Raw genomic sequence first — 22957 nt, 5'->3', positions numbered from 1 at the left:
ACATTCAACATGGATGTCGACAGACCCGCCGCTTTCGCGAGCAAGCTCACTCCTACAGGGTTGTGTGCCGGTCGCTAGAAATCCTTGCACAGCCTGAGTGCGTCATAGATCGCCGCATGGGTATTGCGTTGAGCCACGCAGTCGCCAATGCGGAACAGCAGATACCCTTCACCCGGCTGACTCAACGACGGCTGCGGCTGAATCGCGAACAGGGCGTCGATGTCGATCTGGCCCTTGTTGCGCGAACCTTCCTTCATCCCGTAATAGAGCCCCTCGTCAGGACGAACGCCGTTCTCGACCACCACCTGATCGACCACCCGCTCCTCTTTGGCGCCGGTGTATTCGTTCTCCAGCACCGCGACCAGCTTGTCGCCTTCGCGGTAGACCTTCTCCAGCATCATGTCGCCGGTCATGATCACTTCCTTCGGGTACATGCTGCGGTAGTAAGTCGGGAACGACGTACCGCCGATGGCCACGCCCGGCTTGATGTCATCGGTGACGATCTCGACCTGGCAGCCTTTGTCCGCCAAGAAGTCGGCCGTGGACATGCCGGTGAACTCGCAAATGGTGTCGTAGACCAGCACGTTCTTGCCCGTCGCGACTTTGCCGTCGAGGATGTCCCAGCTGCTGACCACCAAGCCTTCAGCGGCGCCCCAATGCTCGTTCTGCTCAATGAACGGATGACCGCCCACCGCCAGCACCACCACGTCCGGACGCAGGTCCATGATGGTCGCGATGTCCGCCGCCGTGCCCAGACGCAGATCGACTTTCAGGCGCGCCAGTTCAAGCTGAAACCAGCGCGTGATGCCGGCAATCTGATCGCGCTGCGGTGCTTTCGAGGCCGTTGTGATCTGTCCGCCGATGGCGTCTTTCTTCTCGAACAAGGTCACGTCGTGGCCACGCTCGGCCGAAACGCGCGCCGCTTCCATCCCGGCAGGCCCTGCCCCGACGATCACCACTTTGCGCTTCACGCCGGTGGTCTTTTCGATGATGTGCGGCACGCCCATGTATTCGCGGGACGTCGCGGCGTTCTGGATGCACAGCACGTCCAGACCCTGGTACTGACGGTCGATGCAATAGTTGGCACCGACGCACTGACGGATCTGGTCGACCTGACCCATTTTGATCTTGGTGATCAGGTGCGGGTCGGCGATGTGCGCGCGGGTCATGCCGACCATGTCGACGTAACCGCCTTCAAGGATGCGCGTCGCCTGATTCGGGTCCTTGATGTTCTGCGCGTGGAGCACAGGCGCCTTGACCACTTCCTTGATGCCGGCCGCCAGATGCAGAAATGGCTCCGGTGGATAACTCATGTTCGGGATGACGTTGGCCAGGGTGTTGTGGGTATCGCATCCTGATCCGACGACACCGAGGAAGTCGATCATGCCGGTCTGGTCGTAGTACTTGGCGATCTCCTTCATGTCCTCGTGGCTGAGGCCGTCCGGGTGAAATTCGTCACCGCAGATCCGCAGGCCGACGCAGAAGTCCGGACCGACTTCTTTGCGCACGGCCTTGATCACTTCCAGGCCGAACCGCATGCGATTTTCGAAGCTGCCGCCCCACTCGTCAGTCCGCTTGTTGACCCGAGGGCTCCAGAACTGATCGATCATGTGTTGATGCACTGCCGACAGCTCGACGCCGTCCAGGCCACCGGCCTTGGCACGCGCCGCCGCGCTGGCGTAATTGCCGATCACCCGCCAGATCTCTTCCGGCTCGATGGTCTTGCAGGTCGCGCGGTGTACCGGCTCGCGGATGCCCGAAGGCGACAGCAGCGTTGGCCAATGATCGCCGTCCCAACGGGAGCGACGGCCCATGTGGGTAATCTGGATCATGATCTTGGCGCCGTGCTTGTGCATGGCGTCGGCGAGGTTCTGGAAGTGCGGAATGATCTTGTCAGTCGCCAGATTGACCGATTTCCACCAGCCTTGCGGGCTGTCGATGGCCACGCTGGACGAGCCGCCGCAAATGGCCAGACCGATGCCGCCCTTGGCTTTCTCCTCGTAGTACTTCACGTACCGGTCGGTGGTCATGCCGCCGTCGGTGGCGTAGACCTCGGCGTGCGCGGTACTCAATACGCGGTTGCGTATGGTCAATTTACCGATCTGAATCGGTTGAAACATCGCTTCGAAAGCCATGACGGAAACCTCGACTTACAACGGCTTGACGACAAACAGGCCGTCGTCGTGGCCTTCTTCGGATCCGCCGTAAACCTGCTCGGCCACGGTGCGGATTTTGCTGCCGCTGGCTTCCAGGACCTGGTCCATGGCGCCGGCAAACCAGCCGGTGAACATGTAATCGACCTTGCGACCCACTTTGCCGTAGACGTAAACGAAGGCCGAGTGCTCGAGCTTGACGCTGGCGGTGCCTTTTTCCAGATCGATGTCCTGAATCTTGAACAGCCCCCAACCGCGCTGGGAGAGACGATTCATGTAGTGCTCGAACACCGCGACGCCTTCGATGCCGTGGCATTCGGCTTCTTTCTCGCACCAGTGCCAGGCGGACTTGTAGCCGGCCTTGTAAAGGATTTCTGCATACGCCTCGGCGCCCAGTACTTCTTCGATGCCCATGTGGTTGTTGACGAAGAAATGGCGCGGCACGTACAGCATCGGCAGGGCGTCGGAGGTCCAGACACCGGTCTCGCTGTCGACTTCGATTGGCAATTGCGGGGCGATCTTGGCCATGGAAACTTAACTCCGGAAAATTCGAGTGGATGCCCTCTCCGCGACGGGGAGAGGAAAAATTCAGTGCTCGGCGCGTGGGGCTGGCGGCTTATTCGCCCCAGACGTCACCCAGGATGCGTACCCAGTTTTCGCCCATGATCTTGCGCACCACGCGCTCGGAGTGGCCGCGTTTGAGCAGGGTTTCGGTGAGGTTCGGGAATTCGCCGACGGTACGGATGCCCAGCGGGTTGATGATCTTGCCGAAGTTGGTCAGGCGGCGGGCGTAGCCTTTGTCGTGGGTCAGGTATTCGAAAAATTCCTGGCCGTGACCCTGGGTGAAGTCAGTGCCGATGCCGATGGCGTCTTCGCCGACGATGTTCATCACGTATTCGATGGCTTCAGCGTAATCATCGATGGTCGAATCGATGCCCTTGGCCAGAAACGGCGCGAACATGGTCACGCCGACAAAGCCGCCGTGATCGGCAATGAACTTCAGCTCGGCGTCGGATTTGTTGCGGGGGTGTTCTTTGAGGCCCGAAGGCAGGCAGTGGGAGTAGGTCACTGGCTTCTTCGACTCGAGGATGACTTCCTCGGACGTCTTCGAGCCCACATGGGAGAGGTCGCACATGACGCCGACGCGGTTCATTTCCGCGACGATTTCACGACCGAAGCCCGACAGGCCGCCGTCGCGCTCGTAGCAGCCGGTGCCCACCAGATTCTGGGTGTTGTAGCACATCTGCACGATGCCCACGCCCAGCTGCTTGAAGATCTCGACGTAGCCGATCTGATCCTCGTAAGCATGGGCATTCTGGAAGCCGAACAGGATGCCGGTCTTACCCAGTTCCTTGGCTTTGCGGATGTCAGCGGTGTTGCGCACCTGAATCACCAGGTCGCTGTTCTCACGGATCAGCTTCTGGCTGGACGCGATGCTGTTGACGGTCTGCTGAAAACCTTCCCACACCGAAACTGTGCAGTTGGCCATGGTCAGGCCGCCTTTGCGCATATCTTCGAACAGCTCACGGTTCCATTTGGCAATGATCAACCCGTCAATGACGATGCTGTCGGCGTGTAATTCGGCTGGGCTCATCAGGCGGTCCCCTGGGGTTCTTAATGGCCGGAAGGTCTGCCGGCGCTTTGGGGTCAGCATATGCCTGAGGGTCGTAGGAGCCGGGTGCAAAAACGACAGGGGAATTGCCGAAAGCGTCAAGAAACGACAAAGGGGGGTGATGGGGCCTTGGTATCTGGTTTGTGAACTTTCAGGCGGCGCAACAGTGAAGGAAGAAGCTGCAGTGGCGCTCGTGAACTGGACGCCGTGACGGAGGGGTGCGCGGAGCACAGGATGAAGTCCAATGGACGTGCTCAGAACTTTCACCTGATTACCGTTCGTAAAAATACATCCATACACGGAAGAGGCACATCGCAAGGAAGAAAATCAGGTTCAAAAGAACGGGAACAACGATCAGCTTTTTCAGCTTCTTCGGAAACGCTGCTATTTGCTCGGCGTCGGCGAGACCGCGCTTTAACAGCGAGTTGGGAAACATAAGGATATACGCTACCAGACCAAGCTTCTGGACGTCCCCTGTCCACTCCCAACCGCCGAACCCTAAATGGCTGCGCGATAAAATGGAGCATCGAGAAAGGTGCACATCCACTTCGTCTTCCACTTTGTAGGCAATTCGGGCCATCACCAACAAATTAAGAATTCCTAGCCCCATTATCAACATAGCTACGAGGCCAGGTGCTAGATCATTCATTTCGGCTCCAGAATCAATGCCAGTCATTACTAAATGGTTCCTGAACCAGTGTTCCCTGGCGCATGGGCCTACCTACGCGATGGATGGATATCATAGCGATACATATAAAATCCGAAAGCGACCATCGTAAACGCAGTAAAGTAACTCAGACTCCAAGCATTCACAATTAAACGTCCAAGACTCGACGGAAATCCCCGGACTTGCCCCTCATCAATAAGTTTCTTCCTGGCGTAAAGCCTGGGGATCAACAGTATAGTGAAAACTGCTCCTACCCTTATGACATCACCCATAAAGCCTAACCCAACAAACGCTGCCTTATGACCAGCTACAACAGTGCATCTGGAGAGCAGCCTGTCGATTCTCCGCCGTGCCACGCAGGTCGTAATGACGAGAGTGATTAGAATGAGAAACATAAGCTCCAAGACGCAAGTGGCAATCAGACCCGGATCCATTGTTTTCATTCCAAAAGGCCTTCGGCAACATGCATATCCACTGGCTGAGATCAGTTACGGACTAGATGATTTCATCCATATGCTCAAAATAACCAGCGCAAGCATAAGTAAAGCCAGCGCTATCCATTGAATAACAATCATCGCCTTCAGCCTTGACGGAAAAGTGTTGACTTGCTCTTCATCGACGATGGTTTTATTTCTAAAGACTTTAGGGAAAGTCAAAAGCCCCCCAGCAACCCCCACCCTGATAATGTCGCCCATGATTCCCAAGCCGCCTAATGTTTCCTTGTTATCCACTATCACAGAACACCTGGACAGCAACTTGTCAATTTTGTCACGAGCGTAGACAGTTACAGCCACAAGGGATAGAAGGTTAATGAACAGGAGCGGTAGGACAATAAGCCCAAATATTCCAGGATCGACATCTTTCATTCGTGAATGACCCCATATAGCGTTTTTCCAGTTCCCTCACCTATATCACCTATTTTCATCCCCCCAATGCCGCTCCCGTGGGCACTATACAGGGCAGGGCTCCTGGGCCTGTGGTGATGGATTCGGTACTGCGCAGACTGTCGCGCTTTGAAACATGGACATGCCCAAACACAAGGACGCCGTGTCTAGCCGTCCGATTCAGCTACCGGGCTTGATGTCATAGATATATCCCCACAACCTGAATAACATTAGAGCCATCGCTACTACAACAGCAACGACCCAAGGGATGACAATCAAATATCTCAATTTTTTTGGAAAGGCAGTCACCTGACTTAAGTCGATGAACCCCCTTCTTAAGTAGAGTTTTGGAAACATAAAAATTGTACCGACCACGCCCACCCTTACAATGTCGCCCATTATGCCCAACCCCCCGAACGTCAGTTTATGGTCTACAACCACAGAGCAGTCAGATAGCAGGACATCTATCTTATCCCTAACGCAGCACGTTACGACTACGATCGCAGCAAGGTCCAACAATAACGGGATCATAATAATTAAGGCGATGAGGCCCGGTTCAATGCTCGCCATCACTCAATAGCCTCATAAAGGTAATCCCCGATATTTTCCCCAGCCCAACTCCCTGCCTCGCCGCCCGCCCATCCCATTGCTGCGCCTGTGATTACACCGCACGCCAACGCTCCTGGCCCGGTTGTCAGACCTAACACTGTTACGCACAACAAAGTCGCCGCAACTGTACTTACTGAGCCCAGAAGAGCTGCCCCACTCATGCTACCAACCAACTTTCCGCCCTCAACATACTTAGCCTTCGTACACTCTTCCTCTCGCCCTTTAGAGCAAGCCGTTTTAATCTCGATCGCCGTCGAAGCTGTATCCAGCACAATCCCCACATAAGTACCTTTCTTGATCAGCCTCGACGCCCGCGCGACGCCATCCAGCTTCTCGGCATAATTCCGGATCTCGCCCGTGTGCAGGTAGCTTTTAGTCGAGATACCAAGCATCTGTTTGATCGACCCGGTGTTACGCAGACCGGTGCCAAACTTGAGAAACCCTTTCAGCAACCTATCAAGCTGATCAAAGAGCTGGCGGCGTTTGGTGTAGAACAGGTTTCGCTCGATTACCGTACCCGATGCCAGGTACTGCTTATGCAAGACGTCGATGCTTTCAAGCGTTTTTTTCACCTGGTCCAGATGTTTCTCCCAACCGTCAAGCGCCATATCTACACCGATGGTGGTAGTGCTGATGAGCCGAGTCAGGAACTCGTGGTTGGCGACGATAAAGTCGTCGCCTCCGACATCGTTGTCCACTAGCGTTTGATGAGTGACGGCAGCCAGGCGCATAAGCTCCGCTTCTTCAGCCGTACAGGCGGCCGTTGAATCATCGCCGATGATGACGAGTTCGCCGGCAACCACGACGTTGTTGCGGATATGCGCATTGAGTACATCAAACTTCTCCGCGAGGCGCCGCCCCAGCGGCAAGCTCGCTTTGATGGCCTGATACGTCTGCATACGCTCATTAACGAAACTGAAGGGCTGGGACATGAACACCCCTCACGCGTAAATCGTGTTTTTGATACGGTCCCAGCCACCCGTTACGTTGCCGCCTCCCCCACCATCGCTACGACGCTGCTGAACGTAGTTGGTTTTTATGCGCCCGTAATCGAGCTGCACCACTTCGCGGGGCACGCCGTCGCTCGCGCTTTGGGCATAGTCAGCAATGATCACTTCCTCGAGGACGATCTCATAATATTTGAGCTTGTCGCCACCGGCACGATGTACCGCGATGGTCACCTTCGAAAAGTGCTGACCTGCACAGCTTGCCTGAAGCAGCTTTGCACTGGCGGCGTCGAGGAATTTAGAGAAGTTGAAGGTGGTAACGGTGGTTCAGCCTGACGAAGCACCGCCCGCCGAACTGGCGGTCGCCGATGCGCTTTGATGGGTGCCGAAGTTATAGCCCAGGATTTCGATCCAGTTCTTGTGCTGGTCGTCGAAGCTCTCACCTTGGATGCCGTCGAATTGGATAAATGCGTCGAGCGCCATGAGTTCTCTCCCTGAGTTGCTTGATCGGTATCATTTGCGAGCGCCGGTTATCAGCGCGGATTGGATCCTACATGAAGAAAACCGTCGCGCGAACCCTCAAAGGAAGTTTCAGAATTTTCTGCAGGACGGTTCTCTTTTTCAACGAAAACTCAACGCGGCTGCTCGACCTAGAGCATTGGCGATCCCAAACCCTGCGAGCAAATACGACCGCAAAATGGTCAAAACCGTCAGTAAGCGATAACCGCTAACGGCGTACAAAGGCGTCCCGCATTTGATACCTGTTCATTGCCTCGCGCTTGGGCGAGAATCCAATCCATCTCTGACTCGGAAAGCCCCAATGAAAACCATGTTTCTGGCTCTGGCTCTATTCGCGACAGGCGCACACGCTGCATCCAATCCGGCCGCGAACCCTTGTGACGGCGTTGAAGAAGATCAGCAGACGCTTGAGTGCTCGGTGTACAGCCGCGACACGGCGGAGAAGCTGCTCACAGAGAATGTGCAGAACGTGCTTGAGCGTGTGCAGACGCAGTTCGGGGCGAACAAGGCCCAGGCCGAGGAATTCGCCACCAAACTCAAGGCCGCCCAGGATGCCTGGAAAAAACTGCGCGACGCGGACTGCGCAGTGGAAGTGTTCCCGGCCAAGCCTGGCACCAAAGAGTTCAACATCGACCAGAACGATTGCCTGACCCGCGCCAGCGACGAGCGATCGGAATATCTGGACACCGTCGCGCAGTCCGAGTGATCCCGAATGCGCTACCCTGACGCCCTTCCCGAGCTCAAGGCATGCACATGAACATCTGCGGCGTAGAAATCAAAGGCAGCGAGGCCATCTTCGCTGTCGCCACTCGCGCATCTGGCGCGCTCGAACACGTTCCACTCCCAACCAAGAAGATCGCACTCGAGGACGACGATGAAGCCGTCAACGTGAAGGCGTTCGCCCGCCAGATCGAGGCCTTCGTACGCGACAACGGCATTGGTCACATCGCGATCAAAAAGCGCAGCAAGAAAGGTGAGTTCGCCGGCGGCCCGACGACGTTCAAGATCGAGACCATCTTTCAGTTGCTGGAAGACTGCGACGTCATCCTGCTGTCGCCCCAGACCATTAATGCTCAGATGAAGAAGCACAGCTTTGAACTGCCCGCCGCGCTGAACAAATACCAGCACGAGGCTTACAAGGCGGCGTGCTCGGCGTTGATGAAGACCCAGTAAGCAATACGCTACTTGGGTTCTCTTCGTTGCAGCAGCCATTCGCCGAGCGCCTTGTCTTCCAAGGCGTACGCGCCGCGACTGGATTTCCACACCAGCTCTTTGTCACGGAGCGCATCGATCGCCGCCTGAATGGTCTGAGTGCCCGGCACCACTTCGCTGCCCAGCGCTTCCAGCGCCTTGCCCACTGCAAGTAACGTTGCATCGGCGAAGGGTGCGAACGGCTGGTTATCGCGCGCACGGTCAGCCATCACCTCCAGCACTGCGCGCTGCGGCAAAGTCAGGGCGTTATGCGCGCTTTCGAACTCTTCCCACACGCCAGCGCGCAGCAACCGGGCGCTGTCATGCAGCAGTTGGCCAAGATTCTCGGCGTCTCCGAGCTCAAGTGCTACATCGCCGATGATTGCACGCAGCATTTCGGGGCGGCGCCCCACCAGCTCGAATGCGGAGTCAATATCGGCCGCGGAAAACTGATTGGTGAGGGCCAGATGGCTGTTGAGATGGGCCGTGTAGGCCTTGGTGAAGTCTTTGCCCAACAGCGGAAACGGCGTGATGCTCGATCCATAAAAAGGCTGGTTTTTGTTCAGCACCAGATGGGCCAGCTTGTCTCGGTTCGAGCCCGTCAACACTAGCCGCAAGGCGCCGTTGCCTTGCTCATGACCTTGATTCAGTTCGTCCCGTGCGGCCTTCAACGCAAACATTGCGTTGACCCCGGCTTCACTGGTCAAGGCATGCTGAGCTTCATCGATGATCAGCACGATCATCTTCTGCGACGCACTGTGCAACAGCTGCAAGGCCTGCGTTAACGTCGAGCCCGCTGGCAATTGCGGCGTGGTGAAGTCCCACGACAGCGTGCGCAGGAAATTGAGTTTGTCGACCCCGGCTGATTTGGCGAGCTTGCGAATGCCCTTTTCGTACGGCACCAGGGCAACGGCGATGGCCGCACTGATCAGCTCTGCCGGGTCCTGTTCACGATCAGCCCAGAGGTCGACATACACTGGCAGCCAGCCTTCGCTCAGACACTGCGGAACCAGGTCTTCGCGCAGGAAGGTGCTCTTGCCAGTGCGACGCGGCGCCGCGAGAAACAATCCTGATGAATAATCGTGCAGTCCTTCGCCGGTTAAACCTTCTGCGACAGTAGCTGCGAGGCCAGTGCGCTTGAACACAAAACCAGTGCGTTTGGTCATGATTTATACCCAATTATTGATCGGACTATAATTTATAGTCGCGAGTATAATTGACAATAATCAGGAGTCAAACAGCCTTCACCTCACGCGTACGCCCTCGGTCCTCCCTCGGGCACACCACAAATATCCCCCTGTAACTGCGGGTGAAATACGATGGCGATTCAAACCCGCACGCAATACTGACTTCCAGCACGCTCATGTCGCTCTGACGCAGCAGTTGCCTCGCTTTTTCCAGCCGCAGGCCGAGGTAGAAGTTGCTCGGCGTATCGTTCAGGTGCAGACGAAAGAGCCTCTCCAGCTGACGCCGCGTCACCTGAATCCCTTCCGCCAGTTCCAGCGTGCTCAGCGGCGGCTCGGTGTTCTGCTCCATGACACCAATCACCTGAACCAGTTTCTTGTTATTGATGCCGTAGCGCGTGGCAATCTGCATGCGCTGGTGGTCTTTGCGCTGACGTATGCGCCCGAGAACGAACTGCTCGGAGACCTTGATCGCCATGTCAGCTCCGTGGGCCTGCCCGATGAGGTCGAGCATCATGTCGATGGAGGCCGTGCCGCCAGCCGACGTAATGCGGCGCCGATCGATCTCGAACAATTCCTGTGTTGCTTGCAGCCGGGGATAGGTTTCCTTGAAGGCGTCCAGGGCTTCCCAGTGCAGGGTCAGGCGATACCCCTCCAACAGACCGGCCTGGGCGAGGACGAAACTGCCGGTGTCGATGGCCCCGAGAGTCACGCCTTCCAGGTCCAGGCGGCGGAGCCAGTGTTCCAGCGTCCCCGTATAAAACTTCAGTGGATCAACGCTGCCCATCACCCACAGCGTTGCGCCTTTTTTCAGTGGCTCCAGTGCGGCATCGGCGTTCACCGACATGCCGTTGCTGGCAATCACAGGACCGCCGTCGGCGCTCAGAATGTGCCAGCGAAACAGCTCGCCACCAAAGCGATTGGCGACGCGCAGCGGCTCCAGCGCCGACACGAAACCCATCATCGAAAAGCCGGGCATGAGCAGAAAGTAGAAATCCTGGGACATCGTTGGCGCGTTCCTTGGGATTTGAGCCTATGGGCGATTTGCGCGAGGCGGGGTCAAAAACGATTGCGCTTCCCGGACCCGCTCATCAAATACACCTCTTTGCCGATCGGCAGCAACCCCACAGGTCGCTGCTGTGCAAGACCTTGTCGCCGCTGTGCGTTTTGACGGGCTCGCCGCTGCGTAGCTTTGCACCTCAAAAGCGGGCCCCAAACGTCCGCGTCACTGTCTGGCCTGCAAGGAACCTTACCCATGAATCACGACGTCATCATCACCTGCGCACTGACCGGTGCTGGCGACACGACCGGGAAAAGCCACCTGGTCCCGATCACGCCCAAGCAGATTGCCGCTGCCGCAGTCGAGGCCGCGAAGGCCGGGGCGACCGTCGTGCACTGCCATGTTCGCGACCCCGAGACCGGCAAGTTCAGCCGTGACGTCGAGCTGTACCGCGAAACCATGGACCGCATCCGTGAAGCCGACATCGACATCATCGTCAACCTGACCGCCGGCATGGGCGGAGATCTGGAAATCGGCCCGGGTGAGCGTCCGACCGACTTCGGCCCCGGCACCGATCTGGTCGGTCCGCTGACCCGGCTCGCGCACGTCGAAGCGCTGCTGCCGGAAATCTGCACACTGGATTGCGGCACCCTCAACTTCGGCGATGGCGACACCATTTATGTGTCCACACCCGCGCAACTGCGGGCGGGGGCCAAGCGTATTCAAGAGCTGGGGGTGAAAGCCGAGCTGGAGATTTTTGACACCGGCCACCTGTGGTTTGCCAAGCAGATGATGAAAGAAGGCTTGCTCGACAACCCCCTGTTTCAGCTGTGCATGGGCATTCCATGGGGCGCGCCGGCGGACACCACCACGATGAAAGCCATGGTCGACAACTTGCCTGCTGACGCGGTGTGGGCCGCCTTTGGTATCGGGCGCATGCAAATGCCGATGGCGGCGCAGGCGGTATTGCTCGGCGGCAACGTGCGGGTCGGTCTGGAGGACAACATCTGGCTCGACAAAGGCGTGCTCGCCAGCAACGGCGCGCTGGTCGAGCGGGCCAGCGAGATTCTCAGCCGCCTGGGCGCTCGGGTTCTGACCCCGGCCGAGGGCCGCGTGAAGATGGGGCTGAAAAAGCGGTTTTGATCCCCACACAAATCCTACCGTGCAGGAGTGAGCTTGCTCGCGATGACGGTGTGTCAGCCACACATCCGGCACATATAAATAGCTATCGCGAGCAAACTCACTCCTACAAGGGCTTCGACACTTTCTCGAGTAACCGACATGACCTTCATCACCACCATCAAAACCTTCGCGGCCTTGGGCAGCGGTGTCATTGGCAGCGGTTGGGTGGCGCGCGCGCTGGCTCATGGCCTGGACGTCGTGGCCTGGGACCCGGCGCCGGGAGCCGAAGCAGCGCTGCGAAAACGCGTCGCCAACGCCTGGCCAGCGCTTGAGCAAAAGGGCCTGGCATCGGGCGCCTCCCAGGAACGTCTACGCTTCGTCGACACCATCGAAGAGTGTGTTCGCGACGCCGACTTCATTCAGGAAAGCGCCCCAGAGCGCCTTGACCTCAAGCTGGATCTGCACAGCAAGATCAGCGCGGCGGCCAAGCCTGACGCGATCATCGCTTCCAGCACCTCCGGCCTGCTACCGTCGGAGTTTTACGAAAGCGCCACGCACCCGGAACGCTGCGTGGTGGGGCATCCGTTTAACCCGGTTTATCTGCTACCGCTGGTGGAAGTGGTCGGCGGCAAGAACACTGCACCGGAAGCGGTGCAGGCAGCGATTCAGGTCTACGAATCACTGGGCATGCGACCGCTGCATGTGCGTAAAGAGGTCCCCGGTTTTATTGCGGATCGCTTGCTCGAGGCGCTGTGGCGTGAGGCCCTGCATTTGGTGAATGACGGGGTGGCGACCACCGGCGAAATTGATGACGCGATTCGTTTCGGCGCCGGCTTGCGCTGGTCATTCATGGGCACCTTTCTGACTTATACCCTGGCCGGTGGCGATGCGGGCATGCGTCACTTCATGGCGCAGTTCGGTCCGGCGTTGCAGTTGCCGTGGACCTATCTTCCGGCACCGGAGCTGACCGACAAGCTGATTGACGACGTGGTCGATGGCACCTCCGATCAGCTGGGTAGCCACAGCATTGCGGCGCTGGAGCGGTATCGCGATGACTGCCTGCTGGCGGTGCTTGAGGCGGTGAAAACCACCAAGGCCAAGCATGGAATGGCGTTTGAGGATTGATACGCCATGTGCCCCATCGTCTGAACTGACGCTTTCGCGAGCAAGGTCACTCCTACAGGGGATCGGGAAATACTGTTCTGATGAGCACCCGAAATGTTGCGGTGTGGCGCTTGCCGTCTTCCCGGCTAAAGCCGGTCCTACATTCGTTCACGCAAAACCTGTGGGAGTGAGCTTGCTCACGAATAGGCCCATTCAGCTCACCACGATTTCAGCCCTGGAACTCCTATGCCTGCGCTCATCACTTACAAAACCCCGGTCCTCGCCGATTGGGTCGACTACAACGGCCACCTGCGCGACGCCTTCTATTTGCTGATTTTCAGCTTCGCCACAGACGCTTTCATGGACCGCATCGGCCTCGCCAGTGATGACCGGGATGCAAGCGGCCATTCGCTGTTCACGCTCGAGGCGCACATCAACTTCCTGCACGAGGTGAAGCTCGGCGAGCCGGTGGAAGTGCGTACGCAAATCGTCGGACACGATGGCAAGCGGGTACAGATCTATCACGGGCTGTACAAGACAGACGGGGATGTCGAGCTGGCGGCGAGCGAGCAAATGCTGCTGCATGTGGATCTGGCCGCCGGACCGAAGTCGGCGCCGTTCAGTGAGGCGTCGCTGCAGGCGTTGCGCCTGCTCTCGGAAGCTCAACACGATCAGCCTGCGCCAAAGTATGTCGGGCGGATCATCGCCCTGCCCGGCCGGCAACATACCGTGTAGAAGCGCAGATCGCGGCCACAAAAAAGCCCGCATCGCTGCGGGCTTCTTCATTTCAGCAAATTGATCAGAAAACGATCAGTTCACTTTGGCGTTCAGCTCGCCTTTGGCATAACGCTCGAACATCTTCTCCAGGGAGATCGGCTTGATCTTGGAGGCGTTGCCGGCGGTGCCGAAGGCTTCGTAACGGGCGATGCACACGTCGCGCATGGCCGATACGGTTTTCGCCAGGTACTTGCGTGGGTCGAACTCGCTCGGGTTTTTCGCCATGAACTCGCGGATGGCACCGGTCGACGCCAGACGCAGGTCGGTGTCGATGTTGACCTTGCGCACGCCGTGCTTGATGCCTTCAACGATTTCTTCGACCGGCACGCCGTAGGTTTCTTTAATGTCGCCGCCGTACTGGTTGATGATTTTCAGCCATTCCTGCGGAACGGAAGAAGAACCGTGCATTACCAAGTGGGTGTTCGGAATGCGCTTGTGGATCTCTTTAATGCGCTCGATCGCCAAGATGTCGCCGGTAGGCGGCTTGGTGAACTTGTACGCGCCGTGGCTGGTGCCAATGGCGATGGCCAAGGCGTCGACCTGAGTTCGTTTAACGAAATCAGCTGCTTCTTCCGGATCGGTCAGCATCTGGCTGTGATCCAGCATGCCTTCTGCGCCGACGCCGTCTTCTTCACCGGCCATGCCGGTTTCCAGCGAACCCAGAACACCCAGCTCACCCTCAACCGACACACCGCAGGCGTGAGCCATGGCGACGGTTTCCTGGGTGACGCGTACGTTGTAGTCGTAGTCCGCAGGGCTTTTGCCGTCTTCGCGCAGAGAGCCGTCCATCATCACCGAGCTGAAGCCCAGCTGGATGGAGCGTTGGCAAATAGCAGGGCTGGTGCCGTGGTCCTGGTGCATGACCACCGGGATGTGCGGGAATTCTTCGATTGCCGCCAGGATCAAGTGGCGCAGGAACGGGGCGCCAGCGTATTTGCGCGCACCGGCGGAAGCCTGAACGATCACCGGAGAATCGGTCTTGTCGGCCGCTTCCATAATGGCGCGCATTTGTTCCAGGTTATTCACGTTGAATGCAGGGACGCCGTAACCGAATTCGGCTGCGTGGTCCAACATCTGGCGCATGCTGATAAGTGCCATTGTCTGTCTCTCTCCCGGTGGGGTCGTTAATCGTGCGTGCCGTATTGGCGGCTATTCAAATTATAGGGGTCGATTGCTCAGTCATCGCCCCGGTACAGCCTCGTTCGAACTGCACGGCCCTTTACGGCGCCTTGCAGCCACGACCGATCAAATCGTTGGTAGCGTCCCAGTAGACCAGCCCTTCGCTGCCTTTGTTGTCAAACGCCAGCACGCCGTTACTGTAGAGCGCGCCGGAAGCTCCGGGCGACGCTTGCAGACGGAATACCTGCTCGCTCTGATTGAGGCGCACATCCACCTCCTTCTTCGCGGCATCGGCGTACTTCCAGAAAATCTCGGCTTTGCTGTCGCAGACCCAATGGGTCCAGGGGGCTGCCGGTTCCGAAGCCTTCATGCTGGCGCAACCGCTCAGCAGCATCAGTGTCGCAAGGGCTAACAAGCCTTTCATTACTACTCCTGAATCCCCTGCATCGCGTGACGTATGTCGATCATGGCAGGGGCAATGCTGTTCCTGTATTCCGGCGCACCGTCAGCTGAGCATCAGTGGTCAACTGAGCATCAGTGACAGGGGACTGGTCCCACGGCAGGCATGAATTCGTATTTTTCCCAGACTTCAGGCCCGCCACGCTTGTAAACGATCGGTACGGTTTCCGCCTGCCAGCCCGCCTGATAGCAGCTGACCTGAAGCAATCCCGGCGCCGCGCTGGACGCCGTTTCCGCTTCAGGCTTGCTTGCGCAGCCGACCAGCAAACCCGCCATGATCAACAGCGGTAATGGCTTGACCATTTCACTCCCCTTCACCTTGGCCGGTCAGGCCTTGGCGCGTTGTTCCAGAACTTCCACGGCAGGCAGAACCTTGCCCTCGACGAACTCGAGGAACGCGCCGCCGCCTGTAGAGATATAGGAGATTTTGTCGCCTACACCGTATTTGTCGATGGCGGCCAAGGTGTCGCCCCCGCCGGCGATAGAAAACGCAGAACTCTCAGCGATTGCGTGAGCCAGCGTCTTGGTGCCTTCGCCGAACTGATCGAACTCAAAAACGCCGACCGGGCCGTTCCAGAGAATAGTCTTGGAAGATTTCAGCAATTCGGCGAAGTGCGCAGCTGTTTGAGGACCGATGTCGAGGATCATGTCGTCCTCGGCCACATCGGCGATCAGCTTGACGGTGGCTTCGGCATCGGCGGCGAATTGCTTGGCAACCACCACGTCGACCGGCAACGGCACGCTGACCTTGGCGGCGATGGCTTTGGCAGTCTCAAGCAGGTCCGGCTCGTACAAGGATTTGCCTACCGGATGACCTGCGGCAGCGAGGAAGGTATTGGCGATGCCACCGCCGACAATCAGCTGATTGCACTTCTGGCTCAGGCTGTTGAGCACGTCCAGTTTGGTGGAAACCTTGGAGCCGGCCACGATGGCCGCCATTGGTTGGGCCGGATTGCCGAGGGCCTTGCCCAGCGCGTCCAGTTCGGCTGCCAGCAAAGGACCGGCCGCAGCGATTTTGGCGAACTTGGCCACGCCGTGGGTCGAGCCTTCCGCACGGTGGGCGGTGCCGAAGGCGTCCATTACGAACACATCACACAAAGCGGCGTACTTCTGCGCCAGCTCGTCAGCGTTCTTCTTTTCGCCCGTGTTGAAGCGCACGTTCTCGAACAGCACGATATCTCCCGCCTTGACGTCGACACCGTCCAAGTATTCCGCCACCAGTGGCACTTCACGCCCGAGCGCCTTGCTCAGGTAGTCAGCGACCGGCTTGAGGCTGTTCTCGGCGGAAAACTCACCCTCGGTGGGACGACCCAGGTGCGAGCAGACCATGACGGCTGCGCCTTTTTCCAGCGCCAGCTTGATGGTGGGCAACGACGCGAGAATGCGGGCATCGCTGGTCACCACGCCGTCTTTGACCGGAACGTTGAGGTCTTCGCGGATCAGTACGCGCTTACCTTGCAGATCGAGGTCGGTCATCTTCAACACGGTCATGAGGCATTCCCTGTTTTTACTATTGTTTATGGATGGTGTGCAGGTAGTGATCGGCGACGTCCAGCATGCGATTGGCAAAACCCCACTCATTGTCGAACCAGGCCAGGATGTTCACCAGCCGAGGGCCCGAGACCCGCGTTTGGCTGGCATCGATAATGGCCGAGTGCGGGTCGTGGTTGAAATCGCAACTGGCATGGGGCAATTCGGTATACGCCAGCAGCCCCTTCAGCGGGCCGCGGGTAGCGGCCTCGCGCAGGATACGGTTGACCTCGACAGCATCGGTATCACGAGCGACCTGCAGCGTGATGTCCAGGCACGAGACGTTCACCGTCGGCACACGAACTGCTTTGGCCTGAATTCGGCCGGCAAGTTCCGGAAGCAACCGCTCGATGCCGCGCGCCAGACCAGTGGACACCGGGATGATCGACTGAAAGGCCGAGCGCGTACGGCGCAAGTCTTCATGATGATAGGCGTCGATGACCGGCTGATCGTTCATCGCAGAGTGAATCGTGGTGATGGTCACGTATTCGAGGCCCAGCTCGCGGTTCAGCAGGTCGAGTAATGGCACGCTGCAATTGGTGGTGCACGACGCGGCAGACACCAGTTGCTCATCGCCCGTCAGGGTTTCCTGATTGATGCCGTAGACGATGGTGGCGTCGACGTCGGCTTCGCTGGCCATGGGCTGGGAAAAAAGCACTCGCGGCGCGCGGGCCGAAAGAAAGCGCTCGCCATCGGCACGCGTGTTGTAGACGCCGGAGCATTCGAGCACCAGATCCACGTCGAGTGAGTCCCAGTCGATGCCTTCCGGCGTCGCGCTGCGAAACACTTTGATGACGTGATCGTTGATGTGCAGAAAATCGCCTTCGACCCGCACTTCGCCGGGGAACCGGCCATGTGTGGAGTCAAAGCGCGTGAGGTATTCGAGACTGGCCATGTCGGCCAGGTCGTTGATTGCCACCACTTCAAAGCCCGCCTTCGCACCTCGCTCGCACAGCGCGCGCAGCACGCAGCGGCCGATGCGACCGTAACCATTGAGGGCGACTTTATAAGGGCGTGGCTGAGGCATGGGGTTCTCAAAATCTTGAGTGGTACAGAGAACCTGCAAGCGCGTGGCTCACCCCTCGATCTGCCAGGCTCAGGCAGCAGATCTCAAGACAAGGCACGCGCATGCAAGGGCAACGCGGTGGTGCTTAGTCTTCCAGCAACTCTTCAGCCGTGGAAAGGACGTTCTCCAGCGTGAAGCCGAACTCTTCGAACAACAGGTTGGCAGGCGCCGACTCGCCGAACGTGGTCATGCCGATCACGCGACCTTCCAGGCCCACGTATTTGTACCAGTAGTCAGCGTGAGCAGCTTCGATGGCGATGCGCGCGCTGACTTCCAGCGGCAGGACCGACTGCTTGTACTCGGCGCTCTGGGTCTCGAAAACGCTGGTGCATGGCATGGAAACCACACGGACGTTCTTGCCGTCTGCGGTCAGCTTGTCGTATGCCTGAACAGCCAAGCCGACTTCGGAACCGGTGGCGATCAGGATCAGATCCGGTTCGCCGCTGCAGTCGCGCAGTACGTAGCCACCGCGGTTGATGTTTTCCAGCTGCTCGGCATCACGCGCCTGATGTTGCAGGTTCTGACGGGAGAAGATCAGCGCCGATGGGCCGTCATCACGTTCAATCGCGTGTTTCCAGGCGATGGCGGATTCAACGGCATCAGCCGGGCGCCAGCAATCCAGGTTCGGCGTGGTGCGCAGGCTGGTCAGTTGCTCGATCGGCTGGTGAGTCGGGCCGTCTTCGCCCAGACCGATGGAGTCGTGGGTGAACACATAGATGATGCGTTTCTTCATCAGCGAGGACATGCGCACGGCGTTGCGGGCGTATTCCATGAAGATCAGGAAGGTCGCGCCGTATGGCACGAAACCGCCGTGCAGGGCGATCCCGTTCATGATCGCGCCCATGCCGAACTCACGAACACCGTAGTGCAGGTAGTTGCCGGTGGCGTCTTCGCCGGTGATGCTGCGGCAGCCTTTCCAGATGGTCAGGTTGGAACCTGCCAGGTCAGCAGAACCGCCGAGGAATTCGGGCAGCAGCGGACCGAAGGCGCTCAAGGCATTCTGGCTGGCCTTGCGGCTGGCGATGGTTTCGCCCTTGGCGTTGACTTCAGCCACGTACGCGGCGGATTTTTCGGCGAAGTCAGCAGGCAGCTCACCGCTCATGCGGCGGATCAGCTCGTTGGCTTCGGCAGGGAAGGCAGCGGAGTAGGCAGCAAAACGCTGGTCCCATTCGGCTTCGACAGCCAGGCCTTTTTCCTTGCCGTTCCACTCGCTGTAAATGTCGGCCGGGATTTCGAATGGGCCGTGGGTCCACTTCAGCGCGGCGCGGGTCAGGGCGATTTCGTCAGTGCCCAGCGGAGCGCCGTGGCAGTCTTCCTTGCCCTGCTTGTTCGGCGAACCGAAACCGATGGTGGTCTTGCAGCAGATCAGCGTCGGCTTGTCGCTCTTGTGAGCGGTGTCGATGGCGGTTTTGATCTCGTCGGCGTCATGGCCGTCGACGTTGCGGATGACCAGCCAGCCGTAGGATTCGAAGCGCTTCGGGGTGTCGTCGGTGAACCAGCCCTCGACTTCGCCGTCGATGGAAATCCCGTTGTCGTCGTAGAACGCGACCAGCTTGTTCAGGCGCAGGGTACCGGCCAGCGAAGCCACTTCGTGGGAGATGCCTTCCATCATGCAGCCATCACCCATGAACACGTAGGTGTGGTGGTCGACGATGTTGTGGCCTGGACGGTTGAACTGGGCGGCGAGGGTCTTCTCGGCAACCGCGAAACCGACGGCGTTGGCGAAACCCTGACCCAGTGGGCCGGTGGTGGTTTCAACGCCCGGGGTGTAGCCGTATTCCGGGTGGCCCGGTGTGCGGCTGTGCAGCTGACGGAAGTTTTTCAGATCTTCGATGGACAGGTCGTAACCGGTCAGGTGCAGCAGCGAGTAGATCAGCATCGAGCCGTGGCCGTTGGACAGGATGAACCGGTCGCGGTCGGCAAACATCGGATTGGCTGGGTTGTGCTTCAGATAATCGCGCCAAAGCACTTCAGCGATATCCGCCATGCCCATCGGGGCACCCGGGTGGCCGCTATTGGCCTTTTGCACGGCATCCATGCTGAGGGCACGAATGGCATTGGCTCGCTCACGACGGCTTGGCATCGCTGATCTCCTGGGGCAGATAAAAGTGGGACCGGAAAAAGGCGGCCATTTTCCCTCAGGCACCCTCCGGGGGCAATGACAGATCACACACCATCGGTGTTTTCCTCTGCTGCTGGCGTGTTTTCGTACACCGCACCCAATGCCCGACGGCAAGCGGCAGAATCACGGCGCCGGGGTGCCGCCACTGATCGACCAATATCAAAACTTTTTGATATTGGCCTTGCGACAGCCCCGGTCGATAACTAGACTGCCTGCCTTATGAATCTTCGCGTGCCTGCCATTAGCCATGATGAATGCGACGAGCTGGCTGCCCTGTGCAAAGCCGGCGGCGATCCGCTGCGGCTGAATGTCTTGCGCGCGCTGTCGAACGATTCCTTCGGCGTGCTGGAGCTGGCGCAGATTTTCGCCATTGGCCAGTCCGGCATGAGCCATCACCTCAAGGTACTGGCCCAGGCTGACTTGGTAGCGACGCGGCGTGAAGGCAACGCGATCTTCTATCGACGCGCCCTGCCCCACACCGAACACACCGGCGGCAAGCTGCACGCGGCGATGCTTGAAGAAGCCGACAATCTGCGCCTGCCCGATGATGTACAGACCCGGATCGGGCTGGTGCATCGGCAGCGGGCCAACGCCAGTCAGGACTTCTTCGCACGCACTGCCGAGAAATTTCGGGCCCAGCAGGACCTGATCGCAGGACTGCCGCAATACCGCGACAGCCTGCTGTCGTTGCTGGACAAGCTGAGCTTTCCCGCCGACGCCACGGCGATAGAAGTAGGGCCCGGGGATGGCGGTTTTCTGCCGGATCTGGCGCGGCGTTTTCGGCACGTTACGGGGCTGGACAACAGCCCGGAAATGCTCGATCTGGCGCGCAAGATCTGCACGCAAAAGGCGCTGGTTAACGTCGAGCTGAAACTGGCCGATGCACTGACCAACGCTAATATCTCCGGCAACTGCGTGGTGTTGAATATGGTGTTGCACCATTTCGCCGCGCCCGCCGAAGCGCTCAAACATTTGGCCAACCTGTTGCAACCGAGCGGTAGCTTGCTGGTGACAGAGTTGTGCAGTCATGACCAGAGCTGGGCCAAGGAGGCCTGTGGCGATCTCTGGTTAGGCTTCGAACAGGAAGATCTGGCCCGTTGGGCCATCGCTGCGGGGCTGGTCCCCGGGGAAAGCCTGTACATAGGCTTACGTAATGGTTTCCAGATCCAGGTCCGCCATTTTCAGCGACCGGCTGGCAACACTCACCATCGGTACTAATCAGGAAAACCGTCGAGATGAGCGAATACTCCCTTTTCACCTCCGAGTCCGTGTCTGAAGGACATCCGGACAAAATCGCCGACCAGATCTCCGATGCGGTGCTGGACGCCATCATTGCCCAGGACAAGCAGGCTCGCGTTGCCGTGGAAACCCTGGTCAAGACCGGTGTGGCCATTGTTGCCGGCGAAGTCACCACCACCGCGTGGGTCGACCTGGAGCAGATCGTTCGTGACGTGATCTGCGAGATCGGCTACACCAGCTCCAACGTCGGTTTTGACGGTGCGACCTGCAGCGTGATGAACATCATCGGCAAGCAGTCCCCTGACATCAACCAAGGTGTCGACCGCGCGAAACCTGAAGATCAGGGCGCTGGCGACCAGGGCCTGATGTTCGGCTACGCCAGCAACGAGACCGCCGAGCTGATGCCTGCGCCGATCGCGTTCTCGCACCAGCTGGTGCACCGCCAGGCCGAAGCCCGTAAGTCCGGCCTGCTGCCATGGTTGCGCCCGGACGCTAAATCCCAGGTCACGTGCCGCTATGAAAACGGCATCGTGGTGGGCATCGACGCCGTTGTTCTGTCGACCCAGCACAACCCGGAAGTGTCCTACAAAGATCTGCGCGAAGGCGTGATGGAGCTGATCGTCAAGCACGTGCTGCCGGCCGAACTGCTGCACAAAGACACCCAGTTCCACATCAACCCGACTGGCCAATTCATCATCGGCGGCCCCGTGGGCGACTGCGGTCTGACCGGTCGCAAGATCATCGTCGACAGCTACGGCGGCATGGCCCGTCACGGCGGCGGCGCGTTCTCCGGTAAAGATCCATCCAAGGTCGACCGTTCGGCTGCGTACGCTGGCCGGTACGTTGCCAAGAACATCGTCGCCGCCGGCCTGGCCGAGCGCTGCGAAATTCAGGTTTCCTACGCCATCGGCGTTGCACAGCCGACGTCGATCTCGCTGAACACCTTCGGCACCGGCAAGATCAGCGACGACAAGATCGTCCAGCTGGTCCGCGAGCACTTCGACCTGCGTCCTTACGCGATCACCACCATGCTCGACCTGCTGCACCCGATGTACCAGGAAACTGCAGCCTACGGCCACTTCGGCCGCACGCCGCAAACCAAGACCGTGGGCGACGACACGTTCACCACGTTCACCTGGGAAAAAACCGACCGCGCCGACGCATTGCGCGCCGCTGCCGGTTTGTAATACCTGCTGGGTGCATTGCGCCTAGCGGCACCCGGTAAGAGAAAAGCCCCTGGCGATGGAAGTCGTCAGGGGCTTTTTGCTTCTTATGTTCGGTGGCTCACTGTTAACCTTCCGCCAATCCCTTCTAAAGCCTTCCGCAAAACCATTACCCCGCGCTATTAGCACTCTGCTCTCCGCGGCGCACTATCGCGCAGCTATCTTCCGGACATTTGGACAGCATCAATAGATACTTGCTCGTGGTTAATCGGAAACCGCGATAGCGCTAATCGCCAAAAGGTCTATAGCGATAACCCTTTGAAAATTCTGAACTTGAAGTTCACCTGTGCATCATTCACATCGTGCTCCAATGAATGCTGATCTAAGATTAAATTGTCCCACTAGTCGAGGTAGCAGCCATAGCATTGCAAATCGCCTTGACATGCAGTTCTGGCGGCAATGAGGCGTCGACGGACAACTCGCAGCTAAC

General features: G+C 58.6%; 22 protein-coding genes and 1 pseudogene. 7 read left to right on the top strand and 16 right to left on the bottom strand.

The annotated features are described in order from the left end of the window. Positions 1-74: 74 nt before the first annotated feature. From dgcA to SLW74_RS24915, 8 genes and pseudogenes are all read right to left on the bottom strand, one after another. A complete protein-coding gene (gene dgcA, locus SLW74_RS24950; protein ID WP_410930427.1) occupies positions 75-2135 on the bottom strand; it encodes a dimethylglycine demethylation protein DgcA in 2061 nt (686 codons plus the stop codon). A gap of 15 nt (positions 2136-2150) precedes the next feature. Further along, positions 2151-2681, bottom strand: a complete 531-nt coding sequence (locus tag SLW74_RS24945) for a 4-vinyl reductase (protein ID WP_065991251.1) — start codon at positions 2679-2681, stop codon at positions 2151-2153. A gap of 88 nt (positions 2682-2769) precedes the next feature. Continuing rightward, complete coding sequence (locus tag SLW74_RS24940; protein ID WP_074886739.1) at positions 2770-3747, bottom strand: dipeptidase; 978 nt, start codon at positions 3745-3747, stop codon at positions 2770-2772. A 289-nt stretch (positions 3748-4036) separates the two neighbouring features. Continuing rightward, complete coding sequence (locus SLW74_RS24935; protein ID WP_122624462.1) at positions 4037-4441, bottom strand: hypothetical protein; 405 nt, start codon at positions 4439-4441, stop codon at positions 4037-4039. 479 nt (positions 4442-4920) lie between these two features. Next, positions 4921-5298: a hypothetical protein gene (locus SLW74_RS24930; protein WP_410930426.1), complete on the bottom strand. Its 378-nt coding sequence runs from the start codon at positions 5296-5298 to the stop codon at positions 4921-4923. 198 nt (positions 5299-5496) lie between these two features. Then, complete coding sequence (locus SLW74_RS24925; protein WP_410930425.1) at positions 5497-5886, bottom strand: hypothetical protein; 390 nt, start codon at positions 5884-5886, stop codon at positions 5497-5499. Continuing rightward, positions 5886-6857 carry a hypothetical protein gene (locus SLW74_RS24920; protein ID WP_410930424.1) on the bottom strand — a complete coding sequence of 324 codons (972 nt, stop codon included), beginning with the start codon at positions 6855-6857 and terminating at the stop codon, positions 5886-5888. The genes SLW74_RS24925 and SLW74_RS24920 overlap by 1 nt, the downstream gene beginning before the upstream one ends. Positions 6858-6866: 9 nt before the next feature. Beyond that, positions 6867-7355, bottom strand: a pseudogene (locus SLW74_RS24915) (Hcp family type VI secretion system effector). 337 nt (positions 7356-7692) lie between these two features. Between SLW74_RS24915 and SLW74_RS24910 the strand changes: the two are divergent. Both SLW74_RS24910 and SLW74_RS24905 read left to right on the top strand, forming a co-directional pair. Further along, a complete protein-coding gene (locus SLW74_RS24910) occupies positions 7693-8097 on the top strand; it encodes a lysozyme inhibitor LprI family protein (RefSeq protein WP_410930423.1) in 405 nt (134 codons plus the stop codon). 47 nt (positions 8098-8144) lie between these two features. Continuing rightward, complete coding sequence (locus SLW74_RS24905) at positions 8145-8564, top strand: DUF3010 family protein (RefSeq protein ID WP_410930437.1); 420 nt, start codon at positions 8145-8147, stop codon at positions 8562-8564. 8 nt (positions 8565-8572) lie between these two features. Here the strand turns inward: SLW74_RS24905 and SLW74_RS24900 are convergent, their stop codons facing one another. After that, entirely contained in the window at positions 8573-9748 is a 1176-nt protein-coding gene (locus SLW74_RS24900) for a hypothetical protein (RefSeq protein WP_410930422.1), read from the bottom strand. Between the two features lie 67 nt (positions 9749-9815). After that, complete coding sequence (locus SLW74_RS24895) at positions 9816-10772, bottom strand: GlxA family transcriptional regulator (protein WP_410930421.1); 957 nt, start codon at positions 10770-10772, stop codon at positions 9816-9818. A gap of 249 nt (positions 10773-11021) precedes the next feature. Between SLW74_RS24895 and SLW74_RS24890 the strand changes: the two genes are divergently transcribed. The 3 genes from SLW74_RS24890 (at position 11022) to SLW74_RS24880 (ending at position 13727) form a co-directional block, all read left to right on the top strand. Continuing rightward, a complete protein-coding gene (locus SLW74_RS24890; protein ID WP_065991245.1) occupies positions 11022-11909 on the top strand; it encodes a 3-keto-5-aminohexanoate cleavage protein in 888 nt (295 codons plus the stop codon). A 138-nt stretch (positions 11910-12047) separates the two neighbouring features. Further along, positions 12048-13013: an L-carnitine dehydrogenase gene (locus SLW74_RS24885; RefSeq protein ID WP_410930420.1), complete on the top strand. Its 966-nt coding sequence runs from the start codon at positions 12048-12050 to the stop codon at positions 13011-13013. 225 nt (positions 13014-13238) lie between these two features. Continuing rightward, a complete protein-coding gene (locus SLW74_RS24880; RefSeq protein WP_410930419.1) occupies positions 13239-13727 on the top strand; it encodes a thioesterase family protein in 489 nt (162 codons plus the stop codon). 75 nt (positions 13728-13802) lie between these two features. On the opposite strand, the gene fba is transcribed toward SLW74_RS24880, so the two are convergent. The 6 genes from fba to tkt all read right to left on the bottom strand — a co-directional run bounded on the left by fba (position 13803) and on the right by tkt (position 20026). Next, complete coding sequence (gene fba, locus SLW74_RS24875) at positions 13803-14867, bottom strand: class II fructose-bisphosphate aldolase (protein ID WP_065991242.1); 1065 nt, start codon at positions 14865-14867, stop codon at positions 13803-13805. Positions 14868-14988: 121 nt separating this feature from the next. Further along, complete coding sequence (locus SLW74_RS24870) at positions 14989-15312, bottom strand: MliC family protein (RefSeq protein ID WP_065991241.1); 324 nt, start codon at positions 15310-15312, stop codon at positions 14989-14991. Positions 15313-15422: 110 nt separating this feature from the next. Further along, positions 15423-15650: a hypothetical protein gene (locus tag SLW74_RS24865; protein WP_065991240.1), complete on the bottom strand. Its 228-nt coding sequence runs from the start codon at positions 15648-15650 to the stop codon at positions 15423-15425. A 24-nt stretch (positions 15651-15674) separates the two neighbouring features. Beyond that, a complete protein-coding gene (locus SLW74_RS24860; protein WP_410930418.1) occupies positions 15675-16838 on the bottom strand; it encodes a phosphoglycerate kinase in 1164 nt (387 codons plus the stop codon). A gap of 19 nt (positions 16839-16857) precedes the next feature. Further along, positions 16858-17904, bottom strand: coding sequence for an erythrose-4-phosphate dehydrogenase (epd, locus tag SLW74_RS24855; RefSeq protein ID WP_065991238.1), 1047 nt, complete (start codon positions 17902-17904; stop codon positions 16858-16860). 124 nt (positions 17905-18028) lie between these two features. Further along, positions 18029-20026, bottom strand: a complete 1998-nt coding sequence (tkt, locus tag SLW74_RS24850) for a transketolase (RefSeq protein WP_192135033.1) — start codon at positions 20024-20026, stop codon at positions 18029-18031. A 258-nt stretch (positions 20027-20284) separates the two neighbouring features. Between tkt and SLW74_RS24845 the strand changes: the two genes are divergently transcribed. Together SLW74_RS24845 and metK are read left to right on the top strand one after the other, a co-directional pair. Further along, positions 20285-21283 (top strand): ArsR/SmtB family transcription factor, encoded by a 999-nt coding sequence (locus SLW74_RS24845; RefSeq protein ID WP_192135035.1) that lies wholly within the window; start codon positions 20285-20287, stop codon positions 21281-21283. Positions 21284-21300: 17 nt separating this feature from the next. After that, positions 21301-22491, top strand: coding sequence for a methionine adenosyltransferase (gene metK / locus SLW74_RS24840; protein ID WP_065991235.1), 1191 nt, complete (start codon positions 21301-21303; stop codon positions 22489-22491). The last annotated feature ends 466 nt before the right edge of the window (positions 22492-22957 follow it).

The organism is Pseudomonas sp. W5-36, from assembly GCF_046540455.1.
Lineage (GTDB): Bacteria > Pseudomonadota > Gammaproteobacteria > Pseudomonadales > Pseudomonadaceae > Aquipseudomonas > Aquipseudomonas graminis_B.
Note: the sequence above shows the minus strand (reverse complement) of the source record. Positions and strands in the feature narration are given on the sequence as shown.